Annotated in this window: 26 protein-coding genes; 13 read left to right on the top strand and 13 right to left on the bottom strand. The window is 68.3% G+C overall.

The features are described 5' to 3' along the window. Window positions 1-4: 4 nt before the first annotated feature. Window positions 5-1,642, top strand: a complete 1,638-nt coding sequence (locus ACZK1G_RS16500) for an acyl-CoA dehydrogenase family protein (protein WP_101765902.1) — start codon at window positions 5-7, stop codon at window positions 1,640-1,642. 288 nt (window positions 1,643-1,930) lie between these two features. Here the strand turns inward: ACZK1G_RS16500 and ACZK1G_RS16495 are convergent, their stop codons facing one another. From ACZK1G_RS16495 to ACZK1G_RS16485, 3 genes are all read right to left on the bottom strand, one after another. Further along, window positions 1,931-2,341, bottom strand: a complete 411-nt coding sequence (locus ACZK1G_RS16495) for a hypothetical protein (protein ID WP_049447096.1) — start codon at window positions 2,339-2,341, stop codon at window positions 1,931-1,933. Between the two features lie 156 nt (window positions 2,342-2,497). Continuing rightward, window positions 2,498-2,839, bottom strand: coding sequence for a hypothetical protein (locus ACZK1G_RS16490; RefSeq protein ID WP_014038070.1), 342 nt, complete (start codon window positions 2,837-2,839; stop codon window positions 2,498-2,500). 124 nt (window positions 2,840-2,963) lie between these two features. Beyond that, window positions 2,964-4,139: a thiolase family protein gene (locus ACZK1G_RS16485; RefSeq protein ID WP_049447097.1), complete on the bottom strand. Its 1,176-nt coding sequence runs from the start codon at window positions 4,137-4,139 to the stop codon at window positions 2,964-2,966. A gap of 182 nt (window positions 4,140-4,321) precedes the next feature. Between ACZK1G_RS16485 and ACZK1G_RS16480 the strand changes: the two genes are divergently transcribed. Further along, a complete protein-coding gene (locus ACZK1G_RS16480; protein ID WP_101765901.1) occupies window positions 4,322-7,165 on the top strand; it encodes a S8 family serine peptidase in 2,844 nt (947 codons plus the stop codon). A gap of 46 nt (window positions 7,166-7,211) precedes the next feature. Here ACZK1G_RS16480 and ACZK1G_RS16475 read toward each other — a convergent pair whose 3' ends face one another. After that, window positions 7,212-8,309 (bottom strand): Glu/Leu/Phe/Val dehydrogenase dimerization domain-containing protein, encoded by a 1,098-nt coding sequence (locus tag ACZK1G_RS16475; protein ID WP_008264553.1) that lies wholly within the window; start codon window positions 8,307-8,309, stop codon window positions 7,212-7,214. Window positions 8,310-8,587: 278 nt separating this feature from the next. Here ACZK1G_RS16475 and ACZK1G_RS16470 point away from each other — a divergent pair, with 278 nt between their 5' ends. Next, the gene (locus tag ACZK1G_RS16470) at window positions 8,588-9,664 is read left to right on the top strand and encodes an HDOD domain-containing protein (protein WP_049447102.1); all 1,077 of its coding nucleotides are present in this window, start codon (window positions 8,588-8,590) and stop codon (window positions 9,662-9,664) included. 3 nt (window positions 9,665-9,667) lie between these two features. Here the strand turns inward: ACZK1G_RS16470 and ACZK1G_RS16465 are convergent, their stop codons facing one another. From ACZK1G_RS16465 to ACZK1G_RS16455, 3 genes are all read right to left on the bottom strand, one after another. Further along, window positions 9,668-11,257 carry a phospholipase D family protein gene (locus tag ACZK1G_RS16465; RefSeq protein ID WP_101766435.1) on the bottom strand — a complete coding sequence of 530 codons (1,590 nt, stop codon included), beginning with the start codon at window positions 11,255-11,257 and terminating at the stop codon, window positions 9,668-9,670. A gap of 105 nt (window positions 11,258-11,362) precedes the next feature. Beyond that, window positions 11,363-12,061, bottom strand: coding sequence for an RNA pseudouridine synthase (locus ACZK1G_RS16460; RefSeq protein ID WP_014038065.1), 699 nt, complete (start codon window positions 12,059-12,061; stop codon window positions 11,363-11,365). 47 nt (window positions 12,062-12,108) lie between these two features. Next, window positions 12,109-12,609 (bottom strand): M48 metallopeptidase family protein, encoded by a 501-nt coding sequence (locus ACZK1G_RS16455; protein WP_043035443.1) that lies wholly within the window; start codon window positions 12,607-12,609, stop codon window positions 12,109-12,111. A gap of 63 nt (window positions 12,610-12,672) precedes the next feature. Between ACZK1G_RS16455 and ACZK1G_RS16450 the strand changes: the two genes are divergently transcribed. Continuing rightward, window positions 12,673-13,230: a DUF2058 domain-containing protein gene (locus ACZK1G_RS16450; protein WP_101765900.1), complete on the top strand. Its 558-nt coding sequence runs from the start codon at window positions 12,673-12,675 to the stop codon at window positions 13,228-13,230. A gap of 170 nt (window positions 13,231-13,400) precedes the next feature. After that, window positions 13,401-13,667, top strand: coding sequence for a DksA/TraR family C4-type zinc finger protein (locus tag ACZK1G_RS16445; RefSeq protein ID WP_010482865.1), 267 nt, complete (start codon window positions 13,401-13,403; stop codon window positions 13,665-13,667). A 560-nt stretch (window positions 13,668-14,227) separates the two neighbouring features. On the opposite strand, the gene ACZK1G_RS16440 is transcribed toward ACZK1G_RS16445, so the two are convergent. Further along, window positions 14,228-14,821 (bottom strand): mechanosensitive ion channel domain-containing protein, encoded by a 594-nt coding sequence (locus ACZK1G_RS16440; RefSeq protein ID WP_014038061.1) that lies wholly within the window; start codon window positions 14,819-14,821, stop codon window positions 14,228-14,230. 34 nt (window positions 14,822-14,855) lie between these two features. Then, entirely contained in the window at window positions 14,856-15,035 is a 180-nt protein-coding gene (locus tag ACZK1G_RS16435) for a hypothetical protein (RefSeq protein ID WP_049447107.1), read from the bottom strand. Between the two features lie 126 nt (window positions 15,036-15,161). Here ACZK1G_RS16435 and ACZK1G_RS16430 point away from each other — a divergent pair, with 126 nt between their 5' ends. The 3 genes from ACZK1G_RS16430 to ACZK1G_RS16420 are packed head-to-tail and all read left to right on the top strand — an operon-like array spanning window position 15,162 to window position 17,163. Continuing rightward, window positions 15,162-15,740 carry an RNA polymerase sigma factor gene (locus ACZK1G_RS16430; protein ID WP_014038059.1) on the top strand — a complete coding sequence of 193 codons (579 nt, stop codon included), beginning with the start codon at window positions 15,162-15,164 and terminating at the stop codon, window positions 15,738-15,740. Beyond that, window positions 15,737-16,270 carry a hypothetical protein gene (locus ACZK1G_RS16425; protein ID WP_101765899.1) on the top strand — a complete coding sequence of 178 codons (534 nt, stop codon included), beginning with the start codon at window positions 15,737-15,739 and terminating at the stop codon, window positions 16,268-16,270. Before ACZK1G_RS16430 ends, ACZK1G_RS16425 begins: the two co-directional genes overlap by 4 nt. A gap of 11 nt (window positions 16,271-16,281) precedes the next feature. After that, window positions 16,282-17,163, top strand: coding sequence for a DUF4097 family beta strand repeat-containing protein (locus tag ACZK1G_RS16420; protein ID WP_101765898.1), 882 nt, complete (start codon window positions 16,282-16,284; stop codon window positions 17,161-17,163). 49 nt (window positions 17,164-17,212) lie between these two features. Here the strand turns inward: ACZK1G_RS16420 and ACZK1G_RS16415 are convergent, their stop codons facing one another. From ACZK1G_RS16415 to ACZK1G_RS16405, 3 genes are all read right to left on the bottom strand, one after another. Next, window positions 17,213-17,395, bottom strand: coding sequence for a hypothetical protein (locus ACZK1G_RS16415; RefSeq protein WP_005410566.1), 183 nt, complete (start codon window positions 17,393-17,395; stop codon window positions 17,213-17,215). An 11-nt stretch (window positions 17,396-17,406) separates the two neighbouring features. Then, complete coding sequence (locus ACZK1G_RS16410) at window positions 17,407-17,658, bottom strand: YkgJ family cysteine cluster protein (protein ID WP_005410565.1); 252 nt, start codon at window positions 17,656-17,658, stop codon at window positions 17,407-17,409. 271 nt (window positions 17,659-17,929) lie between these two features. Next, complete coding sequence (locus tag ACZK1G_RS16405) at window positions 17,930-19,291, bottom strand: Hsp70 family protein (protein ID WP_049447114.1); 1,362 nt, start codon at window positions 19,289-19,291, stop codon at window positions 17,930-17,932. Window positions 19,292-19,483: 192 nt separating this feature from the next. On the opposite strand from ACZK1G_RS16405, the gene ACZK1G_RS16400 reads away from it, so the two are divergent. Continuing rightward, on the top strand, window positions 19,484-19,819 hold the full coding sequence (locus tag ACZK1G_RS16400; protein ID WP_014038055.1) for a zinc ribbon domain-containing protein YjdM: 336 nt from the start codon (window positions 19,484-19,486) through the stop codon (window positions 19,817-19,819). A 7-nt stretch (window positions 19,820-19,826) separates the two neighbouring features. On the opposite strand, the gene ACZK1G_RS16395 is transcribed toward ACZK1G_RS16400, so the two are convergent. After that, window positions 19,827-20,978 (bottom strand): tetratricopeptide repeat protein, encoded by a 1,152-nt coding sequence (locus ACZK1G_RS16395; protein ID WP_101765897.1) that lies wholly within the window; start codon window positions 20,976-20,978, stop codon window positions 19,827-19,829. A gap of 229 nt (window positions 20,979-21,207) precedes the next feature. Between ACZK1G_RS16395 and ACZK1G_RS16390 the strand changes: the two genes are divergently transcribed. From ACZK1G_RS16390 to ACZK1G_RS16375, 4 genes are all read left to right on the top strand, one after another. After that, window positions 21,208-21,810, top strand: a complete 603-nt coding sequence (locus tag ACZK1G_RS16390; RefSeq protein ID WP_101765896.1) for an HD domain-containing protein — start codon at window positions 21,208-21,210, stop codon at window positions 21,808-21,810. A 79-nt stretch (window positions 21,811-21,889) separates the two neighbouring features. After that, window positions 21,890-22,033 (top strand): oxidoreductase-like domain-containing protein, encoded by a 144-nt coding sequence (locus tag ACZK1G_RS16385; protein WP_087923267.1) that lies wholly within the window; start codon window positions 21,890-21,892, stop codon window positions 22,031-22,033. Continuing rightward, window positions 22,030-22,647 carry a DUF998 domain-containing protein gene (locus tag ACZK1G_RS16380; protein ID WP_101765895.1) on the top strand — a complete coding sequence of 206 codons (618 nt, stop codon included), beginning with the start codon at window positions 22,030-22,032 and terminating at the stop codon, window positions 22,645-22,647. Before ACZK1G_RS16385 ends, ACZK1G_RS16380 begins: the two co-directional genes overlap by 4 nt. 78 nt (window positions 22,648-22,725) lie before the next feature. Then, a complete protein-coding gene (locus tag ACZK1G_RS16375) occupies window positions 22,726-24,072 on the top strand; it encodes a virulence factor family protein (RefSeq protein ID WP_310648410.1) in 1,347 nt (448 codons plus the stop codon). Window positions 24,073-24,102 lie beyond the last annotated feature (30 nt).

Raw genomic sequence — 24,102 nt, 5'->3', positions numbered from 1 at the left:
CCGGATGAGTGGACCCAGCTTCAGCAGCAGCGCGCCGTACGAAACCCACGTGGTGCTGAACCAGCCGCCGCCATTCGCGGGGCGCCAGTTGTGGACCGATGACGTGGCGCTGATGGAGGCGGTGCAGCGCGAAGGTGCTGGCAGCTTCGCGCCGCGGCTGGCGGTCTATGGCGGGCTGGCGGGTGACGAGCTGTACCGGCTCGGCTTCGATGCCAACCGCGATCGGCCGCGCCTGCGCACGCATGATGCGCAGGGCCATCGCATCGATACGGTGGAGTTCCATCCGGCCTATCACCAGTTGATGGGCACGGCGAAATCGCACGGCGTCGCCGGGTTGTCCTGGCACGAGCCGCAACCCGGCGCGCATGTCGCGCGTGCGGTGTTGAGCTACCTGCACCACCAGGCCGAGGCCGGCACCAGTTGCCCGTTGACGATGACCCATGCGGCAGTAGCGGTGCTGCACACGCAGCCACACCTGGCCGAGTGGGCACGCAAGGCCGCAGCACCGGTCTATGACCCGCGCGATGTGCCGGTGGCGGACAAGGCCGGCATCACGTTGGGCATGGGCATGACCGAAAAGCAGGGAGGCTCGGATGTGCGCGCCAACAGCACGCGCGCCGAACCGATCGATGGCGAGCGCTATCGCCTGGTCGGTCACAAGTGGTTCTTTTCCGCACCGATGTGCGATGGCTTCCTGGTACTGGCGCAGGCGCCGGGAGGACTGACCTGCCTGTTGATGCCGCGCCGGCTGGCCGACGGTGACCGCAACGCCTTCCGGTTGATGCGCTTGAAGGACAAGCTCGGCGATTGGGCCAATGCCTCCAGCGAAGTCGAGTTCTGCGGGGCGCAGGCGTGGCGCGTGGGTGAGGAAGGACGCGGCGTGGCCACCATCATCGGCATGGTGATGATGACCCGCCTGGACTGCATGCTGGGTGCGGCGGCGGAAATGCGCATGGCGCTTGCGCAGGCGCTGCATCACGCACGGCATCGCCGCACGTTCGGCAAGCTGCTGGTCGAGCATCCGTTGATGACCAATGTGCTGGCCGACCTGGCACTGGAGTCGGAAGCGGCCACGGTGCTGTCGATGCGCATCGCGCGTGCGGTGGACCGGGCCGGCGTGGATGCCAACGAAGCTGCATTGGCACGGGTGGGGACGGCGCTGGGCAAGTACTGGCTGTGCAAGCGCGCGCCGGCCTTCGTCAATGAAGCACAGGAATGCCTGGGCGGTGCGGGCTATGTGGAGGAATCGATGCTGCCACGGCTGTACCGGCAGGCACCGTTGAATTCGATCTGGGAAGGAAGCGGCAACATCCAGTGCCTGGACGTGCTGCGCGCGCTGGCGCGCGAACCGGAGACGCTGGCGGCGCTGCGCGCTGAGCTGGCGGCGGTGGCTGATCGTGATGCGCGCTACGCAGCGGCTTTGCAGCGTTGGGCAGCGGCGCCGCCACCGGATGAGTCGCAGGCGCGGCTGTTCTGCGAGCGCACTGCGCTGTTGTTGCAGGCCGCGCTGCTGTTGCGTGCGCGGAGTCCGATGGCAGAGGCGTTCGTGCGCAGCCGGCTGCAAGGGGAGCATGGGCTGGTGTTCGGGACCCTGCCGATGGGCGTGGATCTGTCGGCGATGCTGGTGCGCGCGATGCCGTAGGAGGCGGCCAACGGCGGAGCCCCTCGTGGTGGGCGGCGCGGCGTCTGCTTCGTGAGCGGGCCGCGCGGGTGGGTTGCGCAGGGGGCGCTGCAAGTACGTCCATGTAAGCTCGGTCGCCGCATCCATGCGGCTCACGCCCCTGCGCAACCCACCCGCGCGGCCTTGGACGGTTTCCGTGCCGTCCAACACGGAATCAACACAAAGAGCGGAGAGCGAAATGCAGAAAAGCCGCGGCAGTGCCGCGGCTTTTCCTGTAGCGCCGGGCTCATGCCCGGCTGCCGGTACGCCTTAGTGCTTGGCTTCTTCCTTGGCCGCGTTCGCCTTCGCGTCATTGGCGACGTCGCGGGCCTTGTCGGCCACCTTTTGCGCGGCGTTGGCGGTGGCGTCGCTGGCGTGAGCAGCGGCGTCGGTCGCGGCGACCTTGGCCTTGTCAGCGGCGTTGGCGGTGGCGTCTGCGGCCTTGTCCAGTGCCTGCTGGGTATCGGCGGCGGCCTGCTCGGAGGCTGCAGCGGTCTTGTCGGCGGCGTCGCGGGTGGCTTCCGCTGCCTTGTCGACGGCATCGCGGGCAGCCGCGCCGGCGCTGTCGGCAGCCTGCTGCGCGTCCTGCTTGGCCTGTTCGGCTTCCGGGCCCTTGCAGGCGGCCAGGGCCAGCAGCAGGGAGGCGGCCAGCAGCGTGGTGGTGATCGGGCGAATCTTCATGGCGGTCTCCAGTACTGCAATGGATGGGGACGCCAGCCTATTCATGCCGTTGTGAAGACGGGGTCGCGATGCCTGCGCTGTGCGGTGGCATCGGCGCAAAGAAAAAGCCGCTGGCGAACCAGCGGCTTTTCCAGAACAGCGTGAAGAAAGAAGTTATTACTTCTTGGCTTCTTCAGCAGCGTCCTTGGCCTTCTCGGCGGTGCCTTCGGCAGCCTTGGCAGCGTCGGCAGCAGCGCCGGCAGCAGCGTCGGTGGCAGCAGCAGCGGTGTTGGCAGCAGCGTCGGTCGCAGCGTCAGCAGCGGTGGCGGCGGTGTTGGCAGCCTGCTGGGCAGCGTCGGCGGTCTGGGCGCCGGCAGCAGCGGCCTGGTCGGCAGCAGCCTGGGCTTCGGTGGCGGCTTCGTTGGCCGAAGCAGCGGCGTCCTGGGCAGCTTCCTGCTTCGAGCAGGCGGCCAGGGCCAGAGCCAGGGACATCGCGACCAGCAGCTTGTTGATGCTCATTGTGTAAATCCTCGTCGTTAGAATTAGGCAACGCGCATGCTGCGCGCCGACAACATGATGACAAGCCAAGATTGGGTGTCAAGCGATCCCGCATTCATTTTTGCGAAATCATCGTTAAATCTTTTTAAATCAATTCGATGGCGATTGCCGTTGCTTCGCCGCCACCGATGCACAGGGTGGCAATGCCGCGCTTGCCACCGCGCGTGCGCAGCGCGTTGACCAGGGTCACCACCAGACGTGCACCGGAGGCACCGATGGGATGACCCAGCGCGCAGGCACCGCCATTCACGTTGAGCTTGTCGTGCGGGATGCCCAGCTCACGCATCGGCGCCATTGCCACCACGGCAAAGGCTTCGTTGATTTCGAACAGGTCGATCTGGTCCAGCGACCAGCCGGTCTTGGCCAGCAGCGCGTGGATCGCGCCGATCGGGGCGGTGGTGAACCACTCCGGTTCCTGCGAATGGGTGGCGTGGCCGACGATGCGGGCCAGCGGGGTGATGCCACGTGCGGCCGCGTCTTCCTCGGTCAGCAGGACTACCGCGGCGGCGCCGTCGGAGATGCTGGAGGAACTGGCGGCGGTGACGCTGCCGTCCTTCTTGAAGGCCGGGCGCAGGGTCGGGATCTTGGCAATGTCGGAGCGGCCGGGCTGCTCGTCGGTGGCGACCTCGACCTCGCCCTTGCGGGTGGCGACCTTCACCGCGACGATCTCGTCGGCGAACGCACCGTTGGCCTGTGCCGCCTGCGCGCGCTTGACCGATTCGATCGCGTAGGCGTCCTGCTCCTCGCGGCTGAACTGGTACTTGTCCACGGCGCATTCGGCGAATTCACCCATGGCCTTGCCGTCGTAGGCGTTGATCAGGCCGTCGTGGGCCATGTGGTCGATCGCCTGGAAGTTGCCGAAGCGGTTGCCCGTACGCGAGTTCGGCAGCAGGTGCGGGGCGTTGGACATCGATTCCATGCCACCGGCGACCACGATGCTGGCCGAACCGGCCTTGATCAGGTCATGGCCGAGCATGATGGTCTTCATGCCCGAGCCGCACACCTTGTTGAGGGTGGTGGCACCGGTCGACACCGGAATGCCGGCGGCGATCGCCGCCTGGCGGGCGGGCGCCTGGCCGAGGTTGGCCGGCAGCACGCAGCCCATGAGGACCTCGGAGACGTCGCTGGCCGGCACGCCCGACTGTTCCAGGGCGGCAGCGATGGCGGCCGCGCCGAGGGTGGGGGTCGGCACGCCGTTGAACTGGCCGAGGAAGGAGCCGATGGCGGTGCGCTTGGCGGCGGCGATGACGATGTTGGACATGGCAATCTCGTTGATGCGTAAGCAATGTTCGGAAAGGAGACCGAGGACGTTGGAAGCGCCCCGGTTTCCCGGCAGACTGCGTGGGGGTCGGCCCAAGTATAGAGGGTCGGGGAGGGCCGCCGCTGGGCGGCACCGCACGCCTGCCGGGATGTAGGCAGGCCAACGTTCATGGGAAGGAATCGATGGAACGCACGATGATGGTGAGGTCCGCGCTGGCAACGGCGCTGGCGATGGCAATGACGGCATGTGGCGGCGGCGGAGGCGGCGGCAATGTCCGCATCGATCCCCCTCCGACAACCCCGACACCCCCGACCACGCCCCCTCCGACGCCGCCGCCGCAGGCCAAGCCGCAGGAACCGGCCTTTGACGCGCACCTGTCAGTGACCAATGCGCGTGCCGCACAGGCCGCCGGCCTGACCGGGCAGGGCGTGCGCATCGGCATCGTCGATTCGGGCGTGCAGCGCAACGCCGCGGCGTTGAACGGGCGGGTGGTGGGCAACCTCAACTACATCGATCCGGCGCGCAACAACCTGCTGGTGGACGACGTGGTGGGCCACGGCACGGCGGTCGCCAGCCTGGCTGCCGGCGCGTCGGTGGGATCCTGGCCGGGCGGCATCGCCCCCGGTGCGCAGATCGTCTCGGCGCGGATCATCGCCGACAAGCCGCCCGTCGATGACGGCAGCGGCAAGGGCAATTCCTTCAGCGGCCCGCTGGGTGTGGCGCAGGTCCACCAGGACCTGATCAGCTACAACGTGAAGGTGATGAACAATTCGTGGGGCGGCCTGTACTGGACCGACCTGCCGACCACCGCGCAGGTGGCGGCCGAATATCGTCCGTTCGTCATCAACCATGGCGGCCTGGTGGTGTTCGCGGCCGGCAACGACGCGCGCACCGAACCGAGCAGCCTGGCCGCGCTGCCCAGCCAGCAGGGCGTTGCCGGCTCGTTGCCGGCGGCCGACCTGGAGCGCGGCTGGCTTGTGGCGACCGCGGTGGATCCCTATGCACCGGGCACGCTGGCCAGCTATGCCAATGCCTGCGGCCAGGCGGCGCGCTACTGCCTGGCGGCGCCGGGCAGCGCGGTCTATCCCGATGCCAACGGCAGCACCTACTACTGGAACTACGGGACGTCCTTCGCCGCCCCGTTGATCTCCGGCGCCGCTGCGCTGGTCTGGCAGCGCTACCCGTACTTCGACAACAACCTGGTGCGGCAGACCCTGCTGGGCACCGCCAAGGACATCGGCGCGCCCGGCGTGGATGCGGTGTTCGGCTACGGCCTGCTCGACATCTCGCGGGCGATCAAGGGCCCGGGCCGCTTCGACTGGGGCGATGTGGTGGCCAATGTCGATGCGCCATCGAGTGGTTCGCTGTGGAGCAACGACATCGTCGGCAGCGGTGGCCTGGTCAAGCAGGGCGGGGGCACCCTGGTGCTCGCGGGCAACAACAGCTACAGCGGCGCCACCCGCATCGAGCGCGGCATCCTGTCGCTGCAGAACGGCGGTGTCATCCGTTCCAACGTGACCATCCTCGGCCAGCCCGATCCGGATTCGACCGGCCTGCAGTTCAATGGTGGCACGCCGCGTGTGATCGGCAACGTGGTCAACGGCAGCAGCGTGTTCCTGACCACCGGCAACACCACCGGCACCATCGAGGGCAACTACACCCAGCAGGCCGGCGCACAGCTGATGATCGCGCTCGGGGCCAATGCGCTGCAGGTGACCGGCACCGCCTCGATCAATGGTGGCGTGCGCGTGCACGGCTTCGTCTCCGGCTATGTGCCGCAGAACGGCAGCCGCCAGGACCTGATCCACGCCGGCGGTGGCCTGAGCGGCACCTTCAGCAGCCCGGCCACCTCCAGCGGCCTGCAGGGCCTGTCGCTGCTGCAGAGCAGCTATGGCTATGACAGCAACAACGCGTGGTTGAACCTGACCCAGGTCAGCGTCACGGCGGCGGCGAGCGGGCTCACGGCCTCGGCGCAGTCCGCTGCGCAACGACTGGAAGGTGCGTTCAGCGCGCTCGATGGCAGTCCCGCCCTGCAGGGCTCGGCCTTCGGTACGGCGGCCGGTGCGCTGCAGTGGACCGGCGGTGGCAGCGAGGGCCTGGCAGCCAGCCTGCAGAGCCTGTCCGGGCAGGCGCATGCGCGGGCCGAGTCGGCCACCTTCGACAGCATCGACATGTCACGCCGTGCCATTGCCGAGCGTTTCGATCGCGTGCAGGCGGCGCCGCGCCTGCGCGGGGCCTGGCAGAGCGCGCTCGGTGAGGCCGGGCAGGGCAGTTTTGCAGGCAATGCCGCCGACAGCCGCGGTTGGATGGCCGGTCAGGACCTGCCGCTGGGCAGCAATGGGCTGATGGGCGTGGCCTTTGGCGAGACCCGCAGCAATGGTGGCAGCAGCTTCGGCGGTGATCGCGGGCGTGATCGCCAGGCGCAGGCGCAGCTGTACGCCGGCTGGAACCTGGGCCGGGGCTATGCGCTGGCGCAGGTCGGCAGCGGCCAGTTCACCCGTGCGCTGGATCGCCAGTTGCTGCTGGGCGCAGGTGCCTACGGTGTTTCCGCACGTTACGGCGGACGCTTCAGCAGTGCCAGCGTCGAAGGCGGCTATCGTTTCGGCCGCGCGGGCGCGTCGTTGACGCCGTACCTGGGCGCCAGCACCACGCGCGTGGATACCGATGCCTTCAACGAGCTGGGTGGTTTCGGTTTCGGCCTGCGTGGCGATGCCAACCGCGTACAGCGCAGCCAGATGCTGGCCGGTATCCGCGGCGAACGCGGTTGGGGGCGCTGGACCCTGCGTGGGCATGCCGAGTGGCAGCAGCGGCTCGATGGTGCCGATGCGGATTGGCAGGCCAGTTTCGTCGGTGTCGATGCCTGGGCGCCGCTGGCGGGCTGGAACGCGCCGCGCGGCAGTGCGCTGTTCGGCGTGGCGCTGGAGTCGTGGTGGGGCCGTAATGGCCGCCTGAGCCTGGGCTTCGACCAGCGCGTCGGTGGCGAGGACGCGCGCCAGGCGGCGCTGCGCTACAGCACCGGGTTCTGAGGGGTTGGTCGCGCCGGGACGTCAGCCCCGGCGCGACATCGCAGGCTCAGCCGCCGCGCAGGTTGCCCAGGCGCGGGGTACTGCGGCCCAGCGGCATCTTCAGCTTGCCGATCGACAGGATGCGGCTTTCGGCGATGCGGTCGGCCGCACGCTGCGGCGCGATGTTCTCGCGCTGCGACAGTTCGAAGATGCGGGTGAGGTTGTGATAGATGCTGCGGATCAGGCGCATCGCACGTTCGCGGTTGTAGCCATCGATCTCCAGCGACACGTTCATCACGCCACCGGCGTTGACCGCATAGTCCGGTGCATACAGGATGCCGCGCGCGTGCAGTTCATCGCCGATTTCCAGGCTCGACAGCTGGTTGTTGGCGGTACCGCAGATGATCTTCGCCTTGATCCGCGGCAGGGTGTCGGCGTTGATGGCGCCTTCCAGCGCGCACGGTGCGAACACGTCGGCGTTCACTTCGTGGATCTCGTCCGGCTTGACCGCTTCGGCGCCGAAATCGCTGACCGCGCGATCAACCAGCGCGCTGTCCAGGTCGGTGACATACAGCTTGGCACCGCGGTCGCGCAGCAGCTTCACCAGCTCCATGCCGATGTGGCCCAGGCCCTGCACCGCGATGCTGGTCTTGCCCACTTCCTCATGGCCGAACTTGAAGCGCATCGCTGCCATCAGCGCCTGCAGCGCACCGTAGGCGGTGAACGGGGCCGGATCGCCTGAGCCGCCATGGACCTGGTGCACGCCGGTCACGAACTGGCTCTCCAGGTAGATGTTCTCCATGTCGTTGACGTCGGTGCCGACGTCTTCGGCGGTGATGTAGCGGCCGCCCAGCGAGTCGACGTAACGGCCGAAGGCGCGGAACAGCACCTCGGTCTTGTCCACCTTCGGGTCGCCGATGATCACCGCCTTGCCGCCACCGACGTTGAGGCCGGCCAGCGCATTCTTGTAGGTCATCGTCCGGCTCAGCCGCAGCACGTCGGCCAGTGCTTCGTCGGTGCTGGCGTAGGGGCGCATGCGCACGCCGCCCAGGGCCGGGCCAAGGGTGGTGTTGTGGATGGCGATGATCGCCTTCAGGCCGGCATCGTGGTTGTGGCAGAACACCACTTGTTCGTGGCCGGTGGTGGCGAGGGTTTCGAATAGCATGGCGTCTCCGATGGCGCGAACAGCGGCGAACTGCAGCGAACGGCCAGTGAACGGTAGGGTCCCAAAACAAAAAAAGCGACGTCGTCATGGCTGGGGGACGGGTCGCGCGGCGCCATTCTAGTCCATTCCCCCGGCCGGTGCCGTCGACGTTGGCGGCCGTCCGGTTAAAGAAGATGAAAGTGCGGCCGATGCTGCGACGACGGCGGGTGGCCGGATGGGCGTGAAGAGGCAGGGCGGTCAGTGACGGCAAGGGCATCACAACGACAGGACGGGCGGCGATGACAGCGGCCTGGTGGCGCTCGCTGCGCGGCTGGCTGACACGTTCGACCGGGACGGCACCGGCGCGGCTGGTTGCCGCGTCCCGCCAGGCGGTGGCCGCCGCTGCCGCAAGCCTGCAGGGCGAGGCGCTGCCCTCGGCGGAGATCGCCGCTCACCTGCAACGCGGGCTGCATGCGCTCGCCCTGTACCCGAGGCTGGCCGGCGAGCCGACGCCGGTGCAGGACCCGGGCCTGGGCGAGGCGGTGGCACGCGCGCTGCAGGATCGCGACTGGGCGGCCAGGCAGCTGCCCCGCCGGCCGCAGCTGTTGCCGCAGCTGATCCAGACCGTCAACGACGATGCCGCCTCGGCCCGCGTGATGGCCGCGATCATCGGCCAGGACCCGGTGCTGACCGGCAACCTGCTGCGCATCGCCAACAGCCCGGCCTACAAGGTCCACGAGCGCCCGGTAGAGAGCCTGCAGCGGGCGGTGACCCTGGTCGGCACCGAGGGCGTGCGGCAGATCATCAGTGCGGTACTGGTGCAGCCGGTGATGCAGGTGCAATGCGAGGTATTCCCGCAGTTCAGCACGATCATCTGGGAGCACGCGCTGCTGGCATCGCGTGCAGCGGCCGACCACGCACGCACGGTCACCTTCGGCGATGCCTTCGCCGCGCAGTGGCTGGGCCTGGTGCAGGGGCTCGGTGCGGCACTGGTGATGCGCCAGCTGCTGCAGGAGGCACAGGCCCGTGGCGAGGCCGTGGAGCCGGCCCTGGCCCTGCAGCTGCTGCAGCAGTGGTCGTTGCCGTTGGCGCAGCGGGTCGCCGCCGCATGGGAGTTGCCTGAGCCGGTTCACCAGGCCTTGGCAGTGGATGCGGAAGGACCATTGGCCGACAGCCTGCGCCTGGCCAGCGCGGCCGCAGCGGCCAGCCTGTTGTGCCGCCATGGGCATGCCAGCCAGAGCCGCATGCTGGCCCTGCTGGAGCAGCTGCCTTCGGCACCGCCGCATGCATTGCGCTGGATCTGGCGGCGCCTGCATGGGCGTAACGTGGAAACGCTGGATGAGGCCGGGCAGGACGAGGCCAGTCCGGCGGCCTGAGCGCTACAGCTGCGATTCCACCGGCAGCCAGCTGATCACCCGCGCGGTCCAACGCTTGCCCAGGCTCGCCCCGGGTTCGGCCTCCACCCAATGCGGTGGCGGCTGCCGCTGCAGCCAGCGCAGCCCATCATCGCGCCCCAGGGCCAGCCACCAGCTGTGGTCCGGACTGGCCAGGCGCAGGTACTCGTCGCGCAGCTGCGCGCCCAGCACCGGATCGTCGAACAGCACGCCCATCTCGGTGTTGAGGTAGGCCGAGCGCGGGTCGAGGTTGAACGAGCCGACGAAGCCACGGCGACCATCGACCACGAACGCCTTGGTGTGCAGGCTGGCGCCACTGCTGCCGAACAGGCTGGTATCCAGCTGGCCGTGCGCCTTCAGTTCGTACAGCTGCACACCGGCCTTCAGCAGTGGAACGCGGTAACCCATGTAGCCGCCGTGCACTGCCGCCACGTCGTTGGCGGCCAGTGAGTTGGTCACCACCCCGACCTGCGCACCGCGCGCGGCCAGCGCCGACAGGCCTTCAACGCCTTCGCTGCCAGGGACGAAGTAGGGCGAGATCAGCAGTGCGCTGTGACGGGAGGTTGCCAGCTCGTCGCTGAGCGTGTTGACCAGCCAGTTGCGGCGATCATCGTCGCGGTGCTTCATCGGCGGATCGGAGGCGATGCGCACGTTCGCGCTCCAGTGCAGCGGCTCCGGGCTGGAGCGTTGCAGGCGGCGCGAATCTGCCACGCGCTGCAGGTAGGGCTGCGCCTTGGCATGCATCGCATCCAGGTCCGACTGCCGCACGAGTTGCCGCAGCTGTTCATCGCTGTACGAAGCCAGCGCGGAGATCGGGATCGCCGCGCTGCTGTTCCAGTAGTCGTCGAAGATCCGGTTGGCCTGCTGCACGGCGGGGCCGGCCACCACCAGGTCGAGGTCCTGGAAGTTCACATCGTTGCGCGCGCTGAAGTACTCCTCGCCGATGTTGCGGCCACCGACGATCGCAACGCGGCCATCGGCGATCCAGCTCTTGTTGTGCATGCGGTGGTTCACGCTGAAGGCGCGTTGCACCAGTTCCAGCGTGCGTGCGATGCCGCTGCGGTTGCGGAACGGGTTGTACAGGCGGATCTCGATGTTCGGGTGCGCATCGAGTGCCATCATCAACGCGTCCTTGTCCTTGGCGTTCATGTCGTCGAGCAGGATGCGCACGCGCACACCGCGCTCGGCGGCGTCATACAGCGCCTTGGCCATCAGGTGGCCGATCAGGTCGTCGTGCCAGATGTAGTACTGCAGGTCCAGGCTGCGGCCGGCGTGGGTGGTGATCAGCGCGCGCGCGGCGAACGCATCCATGCCATCGCTGAGGAACGCCACGCCCGACTGGCCGGGATGGGCCTCCTGCAACGGCACGATCTGCTGGTCGATACGGGTCTGCGCGGGTTGTAGTGGCAGCACCTGCGAGGGCGCGCCGTGCGCCTGCGGCGTGAGGTGGTCGGCCAGCAGCAGGCCGGACAGGACCAGCAGCAACAATGCGGCGATGACGATCGCAGCGACGCGCAGCAGGCGTCGCCACAAGGGTGTGGGCAGGCTCATGCCCCGATGGTAGATCCACGCCATGCGTGGATGAAAGCCGACAGACCCATTGCTGTGGATGCGCGCCATGCATGGATGGGGTCAGAGCCCTTTCCCGCGGAAAGGGATCCGCCCCCGAGGGATGAAGGGTCAGAACCGCTCGTCGCTGCCCAGATAACGCCACTGCGCCGGCGGCAGCGGCCCCAGCGCCACGCGCCCGATACGCAGGCGGCGCACGGCCGTGACCTGCAGGCCGGCGGCGCTGACCGCTACACGCAGCCCCTTGGCTGTCAGCCCCTTGCCGGCAAAGCGCAGGCGCTGCTCGCTCTGCCAGCTGACCTTGGCACCGCCCGATTCCTGCTGCAGCCGCGCCATCAGCCAGGGGCCGCGCTCGGGACCGCCTTCGGCCACTTCGATCAGGTATTCCTGCTCGGTGCGGCCCAGGTTGCGCTGCAGGTGGGCCAGCGTGGCCGGATCCTGGCTGACCACCACCAGCCCGCTGTCGCTGGCCGGAAGCGAAGCGGCCAGCTGCAGGCCGTGGAAGTGACGCTGCAGCGGGCGGATGTCGCTGGCATCAAGTTCGCTGCGGCTGTCACTGCTGACCAGGGCACACAGGGTTTCAGCGGCGACACCGGCCGGCTTGTGCAGCAGCATGCTGACCCGCTCGGCCTTTTCATCGCTGGCCTGTTCGGCCACCACGATCACCGCGCTGTCATCGACCGGGCGCTGCGGCTGTTCCACCACTTCGCCGTTGACCGTGACCCAGCCGCCTTCGATGTAGCGCCGCGCTTCGCCGCGCGGGATGCCGAGCAGGGCGGACAGGCGTTTGTCGAGACGGATCGGTTCCATGGCAGGCAGGTCGGGCAGGGGGCGCGCAGTGTAGCTGCTGCGGCCGGTCAGCGCTGGCCGCGGTTGGCCAGCTCGGTCAGGTACAGGCGGGTATCGAACTCCAGCTGCAGGTAATCGGGTTCCATGTGTTGGCACAGCTGGTAGAAGGCCTTGTTGTGGTCGGCTTCCTTCAGGTGGGCGAGCTCATGCACCACGATCATGCGCAGGAACGCCGCTGGCGCCTGGCGGAACACAGTAGCGATGCGGATCTCGCGGCTGGCCTTCAGGCGGCCGCCGTGCACGCGGGAAATGGCGGTATGGGTGCCCAGCGCGTGCTTGATCACTTCCAGCGTGTTGTCGTAGCAGACCTTGTTGAGCGGCACCGACTTGCGCAGGTAACGGTCCTTCAGCTCCTGGGTGTAGTCGTACAGCTGGCGGTCGCTGCGCACCTCATGCGGGTCCGGGTAGCGCTGTTGCAGCCAGGGGCCCAGCTTGCCCTGCGCCAGCAGTTCGCTGACCTGGGCGACCAGGGGTTCGGGATAGCCGGTGAGGTACTTCAGGACTGCCATGCAGGGGCGGCGGGGCGTCGGTAGAATGGGGACATCCAAGATTACACGCGGTACGCACCGACCATGGCAAAGCCCAACGCGCTGCAGGAACAATTGCTCAAGGCCGGCCTGGCCAAGAAGTCGCAGGCCAGCGCTGCCGCGAGCGCGCAGGCCAAGGCCCGCCAGGGCAAGGCCGAATCGACCTCGGCCGAGGTCCAGCGCGAGGCTGAACGTGCCCGCGCCGAGAAGGTCGAGCGCGACCGCGCACTGGCCGCCGAACGCAATGCCCAGGCCAGGCAGGCTGAACAGAAGGCCCAGGCCAGGCAGATCATCACGGCCCACGCCGTACCCCACAAAGGCGACGACGAGTACCGCTTCAGCGACGGCGCGGCGATCCGTACCCTGCTGATCGACCCCAAGCTGCGCAAGGCGCTGTCGGTGGGCGTGCTGGTCATCGTTGCCCATGGCGAGGGCTACGCCCTGCTGCCGCGTGCTGTCGCCGAGAAGGTGCGTGAGCGCGCGCCGGAGGCGATCATCGTCGATCACGGCCAGCCGGGCTCGACCGCCGAGATCTCCACCGGCAACGCCGAGGACGACGCCTATTACGCGCAGTTCCAGGTGCCGGACGACCTGGTCTGGTAAGCAAAAAGGGGACGGAGGGGATTAAGCCGCAATCGGCCTGATCGGATCCGTCCACTTCCTGCTCGGCTTGCTGAAGGCTCGCCGGGCATGGCTCGGCTCAACCCAGATCTGCTCCTTTGGGCGCGGGTGTATCGTCCCCATATCAGGCGACACACCTGCGGAGGATGGCCATGGCCACCGGTTGGGCGGGAGACGGCGCGGTCCAGGACCAGATCGACGCCACCGTCGACGATGCGATCGCCCGCGCGCGGCGCCAGCTGCGCGAGGGCCCGGGTCTGGAACACTGTGAGGAATGCGACGCGCCGATCCCGTTGGCGCGGCGCCAGGCCGTGCCGGGTGTTCGGCTGTGCGTGGCGTGCCAGCAGGCACATGACGACGAAGAGCAGGCGCATGCCGGTTACAACCGGCGCGGCAGCAAGGACAGCCAGTTGAGGTGAAGGTTGCTCGGCAGGGCTGCGCCCTGCACCTGCAGAGGCTTCAAGCCAAGGCAACATCAACAGCAAAAGCAAAAGCTGGCATTCCGCGGGATGGCGGGGCGGTGTCGGAGCGCGGGGACGCCGTAAACCCGTCCATGTAGGCTCGGTCGCCGCATCCATGCCGCGGACACCCCGCACTCCGACACCGCCCCACCTTCGACGGGTTCACGCGGCTGTTGGAGCGCGCGGCTGTTGGTAGGTGTCGACCTTGGTCGACACGATTTTGCTGCCAGATATCGAATGAATCATCCACGCATGGCGAGGCTCTACTGTGTCGACCAAGGTCGACACCCACCAGAGCGGAACGCCGTTCCGGCAGATCGCGGGAAACTGTCGAAGGCGGGGTGGGTCCGGTGGCGGGAGTGTCCGCGGCATGGATGCGGCGACCGAGCCTACATGGACGTATTTACGGCGCCCCCCTCAACCGGACCCACCCCGCCATCCCACGGAATGCCAGTTCTTGATGTTGAAGTTGACGTTGTTTCGGCAGGTGCAGGGCGCAGCCCTGCCGAAAACCACCCTCAGCCGTCGCCCTGGATGCCGCCGGGGGCCTGCGCCGGGTCGCGCCAGCGGCGCACCGTGCGCTGGAAGAACAGGTTGTTCGGCAGCTGCAGCACCGTGCCCTCGTGGCCGTCGCCGGTCTCCTGCAGCGTGGTGTAGATCAGGTTCACGTCGATCACCCGGCCCTTCAGGCCTGGCTTCTCGCCGTTCTCCAGCACCTCGATGTAGTCGTGCAGGCGGAACGGACGGGTGGTGAAAATCAGCAGCGTGCAGAAGATGTTGGACAGCACGCTCCAGGCGGCGAAGAAGGCCACCGCGCCCACGGCCGCGAAGCCGGTGAAGGCGGTCCACAGGACCGATGGCGATGCGCCGAGCAGGCTGAGGATGTACAGCAGGGCACTGAAATAGACCACGAAACTGGTGATCCGGCGCGCGCCCATCGCCATCTCCGGTGGCAGCGTGTAGTGCTCGGCGAAGCGGCGGATCAGGCGCCGTGCCAGCACCCGCAGCAGCCAGGCCGCCAGCAGGGTCAGCAGGATCTTCACGGCGATGCCCACGTCATTCAGCCAGGGGTGGGTCCAAGGCGGCAGGTGATCCTTCAGTGACAACATCATGGAGTGACTACGGAGGGGGAAACGGCCCCCGATGTTACCCGGCGTGTGATCCGGTTTCGACCGCCGGTACCCAGGCCAGGCAGACCAGCTCCTGGCGATGCTGCTGCAGGCAGGCGCGGCCGTTGTCGGGGTGCAGGTGCAGCGACAGGCCCAGCGCCTGCAGCACGACACAGGCGGCGATCACCAGCAGGGCGGCGCAGGATGGGCTGGACATGCAGGGACTCCTGGACGGCAATTTCGCGAAGGACCTTCCATGGATGCAGCAGCCATCAAAAAGGTTGCACGGCAGTGATCGTCGTCCGGCTCTAAACCTTTTCCCGGGCCGCCGCATCCAAGCGATATGCTCGACACCACCATGCCCGCTCCGCCTGCCGCCCACGACGCCGTCGATGAACCCGCCCTGGTGCGGGCGGCGGCCGCCGGCGATACCTCGGCCTATGAACTGCTGTACCGGCGACATGCGCCGCGCGTGTTCGCCGTGCTGTGGCGCCTGTGCGGGGGCCAGCAGGCGCGTGCCGAAGATGCCTTGCAGGAAGCCTTCCTGCAGGCGTGGAAGGCGCTGCCCGGGTTCCGTTTCGAGAGCAGCCTGTCGACCTGGCTGCATCGCCTGGGCGTCAACGCTGCGCTGATGGAACTGCGTGGGCGCGCCGCCGGGCAGGACCACGACAGTCTTGAGGATGTGGACGGAGGACTGCAGGAGCTGGCGGTGCATGACAGTTGTGCTGGCACCGAACGCGACCTCGAACGGGCGCTGTCGACGCTGCCACCACGGGCGCGCGCGGTACTGGTGCTGCATGACATCGAAGGCTGGAAACACCACGAGATCGCCGAGCAGCTGCAGATGGCCGTCGGCAGTTCCAAGGCACAGTTGCATCGTGCGCGCGGCCTGTTGCGCGCACGGCTGGGAGACATGACATGAGTACACACGAACACGATTCCGACCACGATCTGGCGGCCCGACTGCGCGCGCTGCCGCCCGAACGCAGCCTGCCCGCCGATGGCTGGGCGCGGTTGGCGGCGCAGCTGCCGCCGCGTGAACCACAGGCGGCGCCTGCGCCGGCCGACAACGTTGTGGCGATGCCTGCACGTTCGCGCCGGCGCTGGTGGTTGCCGGTGGGGGCCGCACTGGCCGCAAGCCTGGCGCTCTACGCGGTGGCGCCGTGGCGCCATGCGCAGCCGGACGCGTCGGTGCCCTCTGCCCTGCAGCTGCAGGCCGCGGCGATGACCGCGCAGTACCAGCAGGCAGTGGCCTCGTTGCCCGCAGGCCGGGCGCCGGAATGGCAGCCGGCGCTGCACGAACTCGATGAAAGCGCGGCACAGATCCAGGCCGCGCTGGCGCAGGATCCGCGTGCGCCGCATCTGCTTGGCCAGCTCAAGCGCACCTACGCGCTGCGGCTGGAATTGACCCGGCAGGCGGCTTATGCCGCCGAGTCCGGCCTGACGACCTGAGGAGACCCCTGATGACACGATTCCTGATGACCTGCTGCGCCGCGCTGTTGCTGCTGCCGGCGGTGGCCCTGGCTGACACCCAGATCGACGAGCGCCACAACCTGGCCGCCGGTGGCCGCATCGAACTGAGCAACGTGGCCGGCAAAGTGACCGTGCGTGGCTGGGACCGCAATGACGTGCAGCTCACCGGTACGCTCAGCGATGGCCTGCAGCTGCGCCAGGAGAAGAGTGCCAACCGCGTGCGCTGGGAGATCGAGTACCCGCGTCGCAACAACAACGGTGGCGCCACCCTGGTGCTGAACGTGCCGCGCTCGGTGGAACTGCTGCTGAGCACGGTCAGTGCCAGCCAGGACATCAGCGGCATCGATGTGCGCCGCCTGCAGTCCGACACGGTCAGCGGCAGCCTGAGCGCCTCCGGTCGCAGCGGCGACAGCAAGCTCAATACGGTCAGCGGCGCTGTCATCGCGCGCCTGCAGACGCCGAAGCTGGACGTGAACACGGTCAGTGGCCGCATCGAAGCCGGTGGCGGCGTGTCCGGTGACATCGGTGCACAGACGGTATCCGGCCGGGTCGAGGTCGATGCCGGGCGGGTGCAGCGGCTGGCGGTGGAAACCGTGTCGGGCAGCATCGACCTGTCGGCGGCCGGGCTGGCACCGGGTGGCCGTATCAATGTCGAATCGGTGAGTGCGTCGGTCAACCTGCGGCTGCCGCGCACGGTCTCGGCGCAGCTGTCGGTGAACAGCTTCAGCGGGTCGATCAACAGCGACGCCGGCCAGGTGGAGCGGCCGCGCTATGGCCCCGGCAGCCATCTCGATACACGGCTCGGCAATGGCGACGGTGACATCCGCATCCAGTCGCATTCGGGTAGTGTCCGGGTACGCCTGGATCGCTGAGCGCGATCCGGCAGGCCGCGGCGGCAGCGCCGCCGCGGTCGGAGCTGGGTCAGCTGGCTTTCTTCAGCGCCCAGGTAGTGCCGAGGACTTCGATCTTGCCACCGGCCTTGCGGAACGCTGCCAGGTCCGAAGCGATGGAATCGCTGCTGACCACGGTGCTGGCGGCCGCGCCCTTGCGTTCGCTGCGGATGCTGTTGCTGGCCTTCGCGGGGGTCTTTGCCTTGCGGGGCATGGTTGCTCCTGTCAGGTGGAAGGGGAGGAAAGCGCCCAGGCATCGGCCTGGCGCAGGTAGTCCTGCCGCTCGCGGCGGCAGTCATCGCCGCCCATCGAAAACTGGCGGCAGATCGCCGGGCGCTGCGAATAGATCGTGCAGCGCAGGTGATAGGGATCGATCGCCGCGCACCAGCCTTCCTCGTTGCGCGCCATCACGGCACGGCCGTGGGTGTCGCGTGACAGGAACTGGCCGGGCACGTGGTCGCCGGGCTGCAGCAGCACGGGCAACCGGCAACAGACCGCGTCACAACGGCGGCAGTCGATGGGTGCAGGTGCTGCGTCAGGTTGTAAGGCCTCAGGGGCCTGGCGGGTGCCCAAAGCGGGTCTCGATGGCGGCTCAGGTGCTGCGCGGACCATGAACGAGCCAGGAAGGCATGGCCGCTAGGCCCGCTGGGCGGGCCAGGCTGCACCGTGGACACACACCGCCGTGGACGGTGGAAGGTGCAGCAGGGTTCTAGCCGACCAAGAGTAACTTAGACCGCGTAACGTTTTGTTAATCCTGGCTGGCTGCCGCCAGCGCAAGGCCCTGGACCACGCCCAGCGAGGGCTCGCCGTGGACCATGCGGGCGCCCGGGAAGGCTGCCGCTACCGCCTGGCGCAGGTAGCCGGCGCGGGACATGCCGCCAGTCAGGAACACCGCATCCGGGTCGCCGCCGATGTCGCTGCGGACCTGGGCCAGCAGCTCCCGGATCTGCTCCAGGTAGCCATGGGCGGCGGCGGCCAGGCCGTCGGCGCTGCTGTCGGCATGCAGGTCGCGGGCGATGTAGTCCAGCGTGCTGCGGTGCTCGCTGGCAGCGCTGAGGGCGATCTTGGCGCGTTCGACATCGCGGTACAGGCGGGCGGTGTTGCCGGTGTCCTGCAGGGCCTGCAGGCGGTCGCCCCAGGGCGCGTCCACATGGTCGTACTTGTGCAGGCGGAAGTCGCGCTGGCGGGTCATGTCCTGCACCGTGGCCGCTTCCACGTAGTGATGGGCGGGCACGCGGGTGATGCCGCGGCCGAACAGCGGCATGTAGCTGGACAGGCTCAGCGCCAGGTCGATATCGGTACCGCCGCGGGCGATACCCCAGGCGCGGTGGATGCGCGGGGCGTCGTCGCCGCCGACCTCGGCATGGGCGATGTCGGTGGTGCCGCCGCCGATATCGACGATCACCGCCTGGTGCCGCTCGCGGCTTTCGGCGTGGTAGTGCATGGCCGCCGCGGCCGGTTCCTCGAGGAAATCGATCTGGTCGAAGCCGGCCTGGGTGGCTGCTTCGCGCAGGATGTCCAGCGCCTGGTCGTTGCCGGCTGCGCCGATCGAACTGCGGAACTGCACCGGACGCCCGAGCAGGGCGGCGCGCAGTGGCTGACCGAGCTGGGCGCTGGCGGTCAGGCGGATGTGTTCGAGGATGTGCGCGGCGATGCCGGTGATGGTCTGCTTCGCGCGCGGGTGCAGGTTGTAGCCGAGCATCGACTTCGGGCTCTGCACCAGGTTGCCTTCGTGTTCCTCGAAATAGGCTTCCAGCGCTTCGTCGCCGTAGACCGCGTTCTGCAGCAGGTCGTTGGCGCTGCGTTCCTTGCCGGCGCGGGCTTCCATCCATTCCCGGCGCAGCGCGCGCAGGGCTTCGCGGCGCAGCGCCTGCGGCGTGCGTTCCTGGCCGGCGGCACGCGCCGCGCGCGCGGCGCTGTCGATCATCTGCTGCAGCTGGTGTTCCTGGCCGTCGTCGAGCTGGAAGTCGTCCGGGTCGGGCACCACGCCGGGGAAATACACGCTGGTGCGGAACTGCTCGGCGTCGCCGAAGCGGATCGGCAGCAGTTTCCCCTCATGCACGATGGCGGCGGCGGAATTGCTGGTACCGAAGTCGATGCCGAGGCGCATGGGGAGTTCCGGGGGCGATCAGGGGCCGCGCACTCTGCTGCAGTTCGCCGCCGACTGCAAGTTCCTGCGGCCTCCCGTTCCGGATCGGGGTTCCGGATCGGGTCATGCGGTCCGCCGGGCGCCGCCCGGAAAAGGGCAGGGGAGCCGGGCGGTTACAATGGCGGCTGTTGATTCACTTTGAGGTACTTGCTGATGTCTTCTGCCCCCGCCTGCCCGCAGTGCACCCTGGAAAACACCTATGCCGATGGCGCGCTGTGGATCTGCGCCGACTGCGGCTTCGAATGGACCGCCGAGGAAGGGGCCGGTTCGACCCTGGTCGTGCGTGACAGCAACGGCAACACCCTGCAGGCCGGTGACACCGTCACCGTGATCAAGGACCTGAAGGTGAAGGGTTCCTCGATCCCCCTCAAGCAGGGCACCGTGATCCGCAACATCCGCCTGGTCGAGGACGATGCCGAGCACATCGAAGGCAACTCGGACAAGATCAAGGGCCTGGTCCTGAAGACCTGCTTCCTCAAGAAGGCCTGAGCGGCTTTCAGCGCCTGGCCTGCTGCTGTGCGCGCCAGCGGGCCAGGCTGTCCAGCTTGGCCTGGTAGCGCGCCTGCTGCGGGGCACCGCCCAGCTCCTGCGCGCGCAGCAGTTCACGATCGGCGCGCTTGAGCTGGCCGGCCAGGAAATAGGCCCGCGCCAGCCCGAAGTGGAACTGGTGTGCGGTGTCGTACAGGCGCACGGCCTGCCGGTAATAGCGGATCGCCTGATCCAGTTGGCCGGCGCGTTCGGCTTCGGCGCCGAGCATGTACTGCGCGAACGGATCCTCGCGCTGCACTGACTGCAGCCGCTGCTCCAGCGCCTGCGCCTGCACGACCATGCCCAGCTTTCGGTACAACGCGCTGGCGTTGGTCAGTGCAGCGTCCTGGCGGCCGTCCAGCCGCAGCGCCGTTTCCAGTGCCCGGCGCGCGGCGGCGGCATCGCCCGTACGGTTTTCCAGCACGCCCAGATTGTTCCAGGTGGCGGCGAAGCTGTTGTCCTGTGCCAGCGCGGCATTGAAGAAGGTGCGTGCACCCACCAGGTCGCCGCTGGCCATGCGTTCGGCGCCGCGGTTGTTGTAGAAGTGTGCCAATGCCCGTGCCTGGCTGATCGGCAGCGGCCCGCGGCGGTCGTACAGCACGTTGCGATCCAGATCGACGGTGGCGAAGCGGCCGGCGAAGCCGACCCCGGCATTGACGTGGCCGACGCTGTAGACCAGGCCCTGGGCCTGGTCCTGGTACCACGACACCACCTGGCCGACTTCCTGCACGCGCGCCTGGATGCCGGCTTCGCGTGCCAGCGCGACGAACATCAGGGTGAAGGCCAGGCAGTTGGCGCGCCGCTGCTGCCAGATTTCGCTGACGGTGAGGGTCGCGTCGGCGTCGTACTGCAGGTCCAGGCCGTGGCGGTCGAAGATCATTTCCACCAGCGCCTGCAGGCGCTGCTCGCGCGAGTAGCTGCGATTGATCACCTGCGTGCGCAGCATGTCGCGCATCGCCGTTGGAATCGCGAACACCTGCTGCGGCGTCGGAATCGTCGGCGCGGCGGTGCTGGCAACCACCGTGGGGGCTTCGGTCGCGGCAGGGTTCAGTGCGATCGCGGACGGTGCGGCCAGTGCGGCCAGTGCCAGCAGAACGGATCGGGCGGCAGGACGGTACATGACGGCTCCCGGCAGCGGCGGGCGCTCCCGCCTGAGGCGAGTGTAGACCTGTGCGCGCACCGCTGCAGTGACCGCTGGTCGGTCCGCGCGTTCATCCACAGCCGGTGTGGACCAGCGCTCGACAAAGCTGTGGACAACCGCGTTGCGTCCCCGTGGAAAGGGCGTTGTGAGGGGGTGGTGAAAAAACCGCCAGCTTGCCCGCCACAGGCGCAGGCGGGATGATCCAGGCATGGACTTCTCCCCGCTGACGCTTGCTCCGGCGCAGTGGCAGGCGCTGCAGCACAGCTATGCAACGCCGCCACGGGCCTACCACCACTTCGGCCACGTGCGCGCGGTGCTGCAGCACTGCCAGGAGGTTGCCGACGGCCCCGGCTGGCAGCAGCCGGCCGAGGTCTACCTGGCCGTGCTCTACCACGATGCGATCTACGTGGCGGGGCGAAAGGACAACGAGGCGCGTTCGGCGCAGCTGGCCCTGCAGGCGATCGCGCAGGCGCCGGAACTCGTCGCCGTCGATGCCGCCCGGGTCGAGCAGCTGATCCTGCTGACCGCCCGCCATGGCGCGCTCGGCCCGGACGATGTCGATGCCGAGGCCGCGTTGTTCCTGGACTGCGACATGGCGATCCTGGCCGCGCCGGAACCGGTGTTCGCCGCGTATGACCGTGGCGTGGCCGAGGAGTACAAGGGCGTGGTGCCGGGCTTCCTGTATCGCGCCGGTCGCCGCCGTTTCCTGCAGGGCCTGCTGCGCGCACCGCGCATCTTCCTCAGCGAATTCTTCCACCAGCGCCTCGACGCGGCCGCGCGCGACAACCTGCGCCGCCAGCTGGACCACTGAGCCGGCCCGGTACACTGGTGCCCGTTTCCATCGATCGCCGCTTCCAATCGTGTCCGTCCCTGATCCCGATCCCCGTCCGATGCCGCCCGAAGAGCCCGGTCCCAACGAATGCTGCGGCAGCGGTTGCCCGCTGTGCGTGCTGGATCTGTATGCCGATGAGCTGCAGCGCTATCGCAAGGCGTTGGCCGAATGGCAGGCGCGGCACCCGGAGGCGTCCGCATGAGCCGCGCGCGTCCGGCGGCGCTGCTGGCGCTGGTGGCGCTGCTGCTATTCGTGGCCACCGCGCTGTGGACCCAGTTCGCGCGCACCGATCTGGATTGGGTGCGTGCCACGCTCAGCCTCTACCTGCACGGGCCGTGGGGGCTGGCGTTGCGCGCGGCCTACTGCCTGTTGGCGCTGGCGATTGCCCTGCTCGGCATCGCCCTTTATCGCTGTAGCATCGGCCCGCGGCGCAGCGCGGCGGCGCCGCTGCTGTTCACGGTCTCGGCACTGGGCCTGGCCACGGTCGCCATCGGCGACAGCTGGCTGCCCGAAGCCACGCCGCTGCTGGCACCGTTCATCCATGGGCTGGCGGCCAACACCGCGTTCCTGTGCGCCAGCGTCGGCATGCTGCTGCAGGCCTGGTACCTGCGCCGCGAACCGGGCTGGCAATCCGCCGCTGGCCTGCTCTGGGGCTGGGCCTGGCTGGCCTTCGTGCTGCTGTGGCTGCACGTGCTGTGGCGTGGCGGGCCGCCGCGCGGGCTGGGGCAGAAAGTGGTGATCGTGGTGATCGTGGGCTGGCTGTTGTATCTGGCACTGGCGCTGTATCGACGCAGTCGTCGCGCCGCGGCCTGCTGAAAGCCCAACGGCCTGCACCGGTACGTGCCGTGCACGTGGAGGCAGCGTATCGTGTGCGCATTCCATCGGGGCTGCGATATGAAGCGTGCAGGGCTGGTCAGGGTAATGGGTGTGGTGCTGGCGCTGGCCGCACTGCCGGCAACCGCGGCAGCGACCGTGCAGCAGTTCAGCCACGGACGGTTCGAACAGATTCCGGTGCACATGCCATCGGGAACGCCGCAGCGGGTGGTGATCTGGTTCCATGAACCTTCCGCCGGTGGCGATACCAGCCGTCTGCCGATCGAGGCCCTGCGTGCCGATGGTGCGATGGTCGCAGCCGTGGACATCGCGCACCTGCGCGGGGTGCTCAAGCGTGAGGGCGACCCCACCTGTTCGTTCGGCTCCGGCGACGTCGAGAACTTCTCGCGCTGGCTGCAGGCCTCCCTGCATCTGCCCGGCTACCACCTGCCGCTGGTCGGCGGCGATGGTGAAGGTGCAGAAATGGCCTACTCACTGGCCGCGCAGGCCGACACCCAGGTGTTCGCCGGCCTGCTCACCACCGGCTTCTGCCCGGACCACAACCACGAGCGCATGGTCTGCGGCGATGGTGTGAAGCGCAACACGCTGCAACCCGCCGAACTGAACTTCCCGTGGTTGAGTGCAGCGGGTGATCACGGTTGCAAGGTGGGTGAGGCCAGCGGGTTCGTGCAGCAGGTCGCGATGGCGCGCGAGTTCAAGCGCACCGCGCGTGGTGATGCCTCACCGGGCCTGGTGGCTGCCGCGCGGGTGATGGGTGCGCAGGCGGGCGTCAGCCTGGCACCGCCGCCGGCCGCGCTGAAGGGCCTGCCGGTGGTGGAAGTACCGGCGACCGGCAACGGCGACACGCTGGCCGTGTTCGTTTCCGGCGATGGTGGCTGGGCCGGCCTGGACAAGGACGTGGCATCGTCGCTCAACGAGCATGGCGTGGCCGTGGTCGGCATCGACTCGCTGCGCTACTTCTGGAGCGAGCGCACGCCGAAGGGCTTCGCTGCTGACCTGCAGAAGATCATCGACCACTACCGCCAGCAGTGGCACCGCGACAAGGTGATGCTGATCGGTTTCTCGCAGGGCGCCGACGTGCTGCCGGCGACCATCAACCAGCTCGACGCCGATACCCGTGCGGCGCTGGACCGTATCGTGCTGCTGTCGGTAGGCAAGAAGGCCGACTTCGAATTCCACGTCAGCAACTGGCTGGGCGGTGGCGGCGACGGCCTGCCGATCGCGCCGGAAGTGGCCAGACTCCCGACTGGCAAGACGCTGTGCGTGTACGGCCAGGACGACGATGACGCGCTGTGCCCCGGCCTGCCGGCCAACGACGGCGTGCAGAAGGTGAAGCTGCCTGGCGACCACCACTTCAATGGTGATTACGACCGCCTGGCCGAAGTGATCCTCAAGGGCGGGGCGTGAACCGGAGAGCGTGCGAACCAACGGTTCGCA

It is taken from the genome of Stenotrophomonas sp. 109824_Sma (assembly GCF_056480025.1).
This window is presented reverse-complemented; position numbering and strand designations above follow the sequence as displayed.

What these genes read in the sequence shown, in the direction of transcription:
- ACZK1G_RS16500 (WP_101765902.1), top strand. Translation starts at nt 5, where the DNA reads ATGAGTGGACCCAGCTTCAGCAGCAGCGCGCCGTACGAAACCCACGTG.
- ACZK1G_RS16495 (WP_049447096.1), bottom strand. Translation starts at nt 2,341, where the DNA reads ATGAAGATTCGCCCGATCACCACCACGCTGCTGGCCGCCTCCCTGCTG.
- ACZK1G_RS16490 (WP_014038070.1), bottom strand. Translation starts at nt 2,839, where the DNA reads ATGAGCATCAACAAGCTGCTGGTCGCGATGTCCCTGGCTCTGGCCCTG.
- ACZK1G_RS16485 (WP_049447097.1), bottom strand. Translation starts at nt 4,139, where the DNA reads ATGTCCAACATCGTCATCGCCGCCGCCAAGCGCACCGCCATCGGCTCC.
- ACZK1G_RS16480 (WP_101765901.1), top strand. Translation starts at nt 4,322, where the DNA reads ATGGAACGCACGATGATGGTGAGGTCCGCGCTGGCAACGGCGCTGGCG.
- ACZK1G_RS16475 (WP_008264553.1), bottom strand. Translation starts at nt 8,309, where the DNA reads ATGCTATTCGAAACCCTCGCCACCACCGGCCACGAACAAGTGGTGTTC.
- ACZK1G_RS16470 (WP_049447102.1), top strand. Translation starts at nt 8,588, where the DNA reads ATGACAGCGGCCTGGTGGCGCTCGCTGCGCGGCTGGCTGACACGTTCG.
- ACZK1G_RS16465 (WP_101766435.1), bottom strand. Translation starts at nt 11,257, where the DNA reads ATGGCGTGGATCTACCATCGGGGCATGAGCCTGCCCACACCCTTGTGG.
- ACZK1G_RS16460 (WP_014038065.1), bottom strand. Translation starts at nt 12,061, where the DNA reads ATGGAACCGATCCGTCTCGACAAACGCCTGTCCGCCCTGCTCGGCATC.
- ACZK1G_RS16455 (WP_043035443.1), bottom strand. Translation starts at nt 12,609, where the DNA reads ATGGCAGTCCTGAAGTACCTCACCGGCTATCCCGAACCCCTGGTCGCC.
- ACZK1G_RS16450 (WP_101765900.1), top strand. Translation starts at nt 12,673, where the DNA reads ATGGCAAAGCCCAACGCGCTGCAGGAACAATTGCTCAAGGCCGGCCTG.
- ACZK1G_RS16445 (WP_010482865.1), top strand. Translation starts at nt 13,401, where the DNA reads ATGGCCACCGGTTGGGCGGGAGACGGCGCGGTCCAGGACCAGATCGAC.
- ACZK1G_RS16440 (WP_014038061.1), bottom strand. Translation starts at nt 14,821, where the DNA reads ATGATGTTGTCACTGAAGGATCACCTGCCGCCTTGGACCCACCCCTGG.
- ACZK1G_RS16435 (WP_049447107.1), bottom strand. Translation starts at nt 15,035, where the DNA reads ATGTCCAGCCCATCCTGCGCCGCCCTGCTGGTGATCGCCGCCTGTGTC.
- ACZK1G_RS16430 (WP_014038059.1), top strand. Translation starts at nt 15,162, where the DNA reads ATGCTCGACACCACCATGCCCGCTCCGCCTGCCGCCCACGACGCCGTC.
- ACZK1G_RS16425 (WP_101765899.1), top strand. Translation starts at nt 15,737, where the DNA reads ATGAGTACACACGAACACGATTCCGACCACGATCTGGCGGCCCGACTG.
- ACZK1G_RS16420 (WP_101765898.1), top strand. Translation starts at nt 16,282, where the DNA reads ATGACACGATTCCTGATGACCTGCTGCGCCGCGCTGTTGCTGCTGCCG.
- ACZK1G_RS16415 (WP_005410566.1), bottom strand. Translation starts at nt 17,395, where the DNA reads ATGCCCCGCAAGGCAAAGACCCCCGCGAAGGCCAGCAACAGCATCCGC.
- ACZK1G_RS16405 (WP_049447114.1), bottom strand. Translation starts at nt 19,291, where the DNA reads ATGCGCCTCGGCATCGACTTCGGTACCAGCAATTCCGCCGCCGCCATC.
- ACZK1G_RS16400 (WP_014038055.1), top strand. Translation starts at nt 19,484, where the DNA reads ATGTCTTCTGCCCCCGCCTGCCCGCAGTGCACCCTGGAAAACACCTAT.
- ACZK1G_RS16395 (WP_101765897.1), bottom strand. Translation starts at nt 20,978, where the DNA reads ATGTACCGTCCTGCCGCCCGATCCGTTCTGCTGGCACTGGCCGCACTG.
- ACZK1G_RS16390 (WP_101765896.1), top strand. Translation starts at nt 21,208, where the DNA reads ATGGACTTCTCCCCGCTGACGCTTGCTCCGGCGCAGTGGCAGGCGCTG.
- ACZK1G_RS16385 (WP_087923267.1), top strand. Translation starts at nt 21,890, where the DNA reads ATGCCGCCCGAAGAGCCCGGTCCCAACGAATGCTGCGGCAGCGGTTGC.
- ACZK1G_RS16380 (WP_101765895.1), top strand. Translation starts at nt 22,030, where the DNA reads ATGAGCCGCGCGCGTCCGGCGGCGCTGCTGGCGCTGGTGGCGCTGCTG.
- ACZK1G_RS16375 (WP_310648410.1), top strand. Translation starts at nt 22,726, where the DNA reads ATGAAGCGTGCAGGGCTGGTCAGGGTAATGGGTGTGGTGCTGGCGCTG.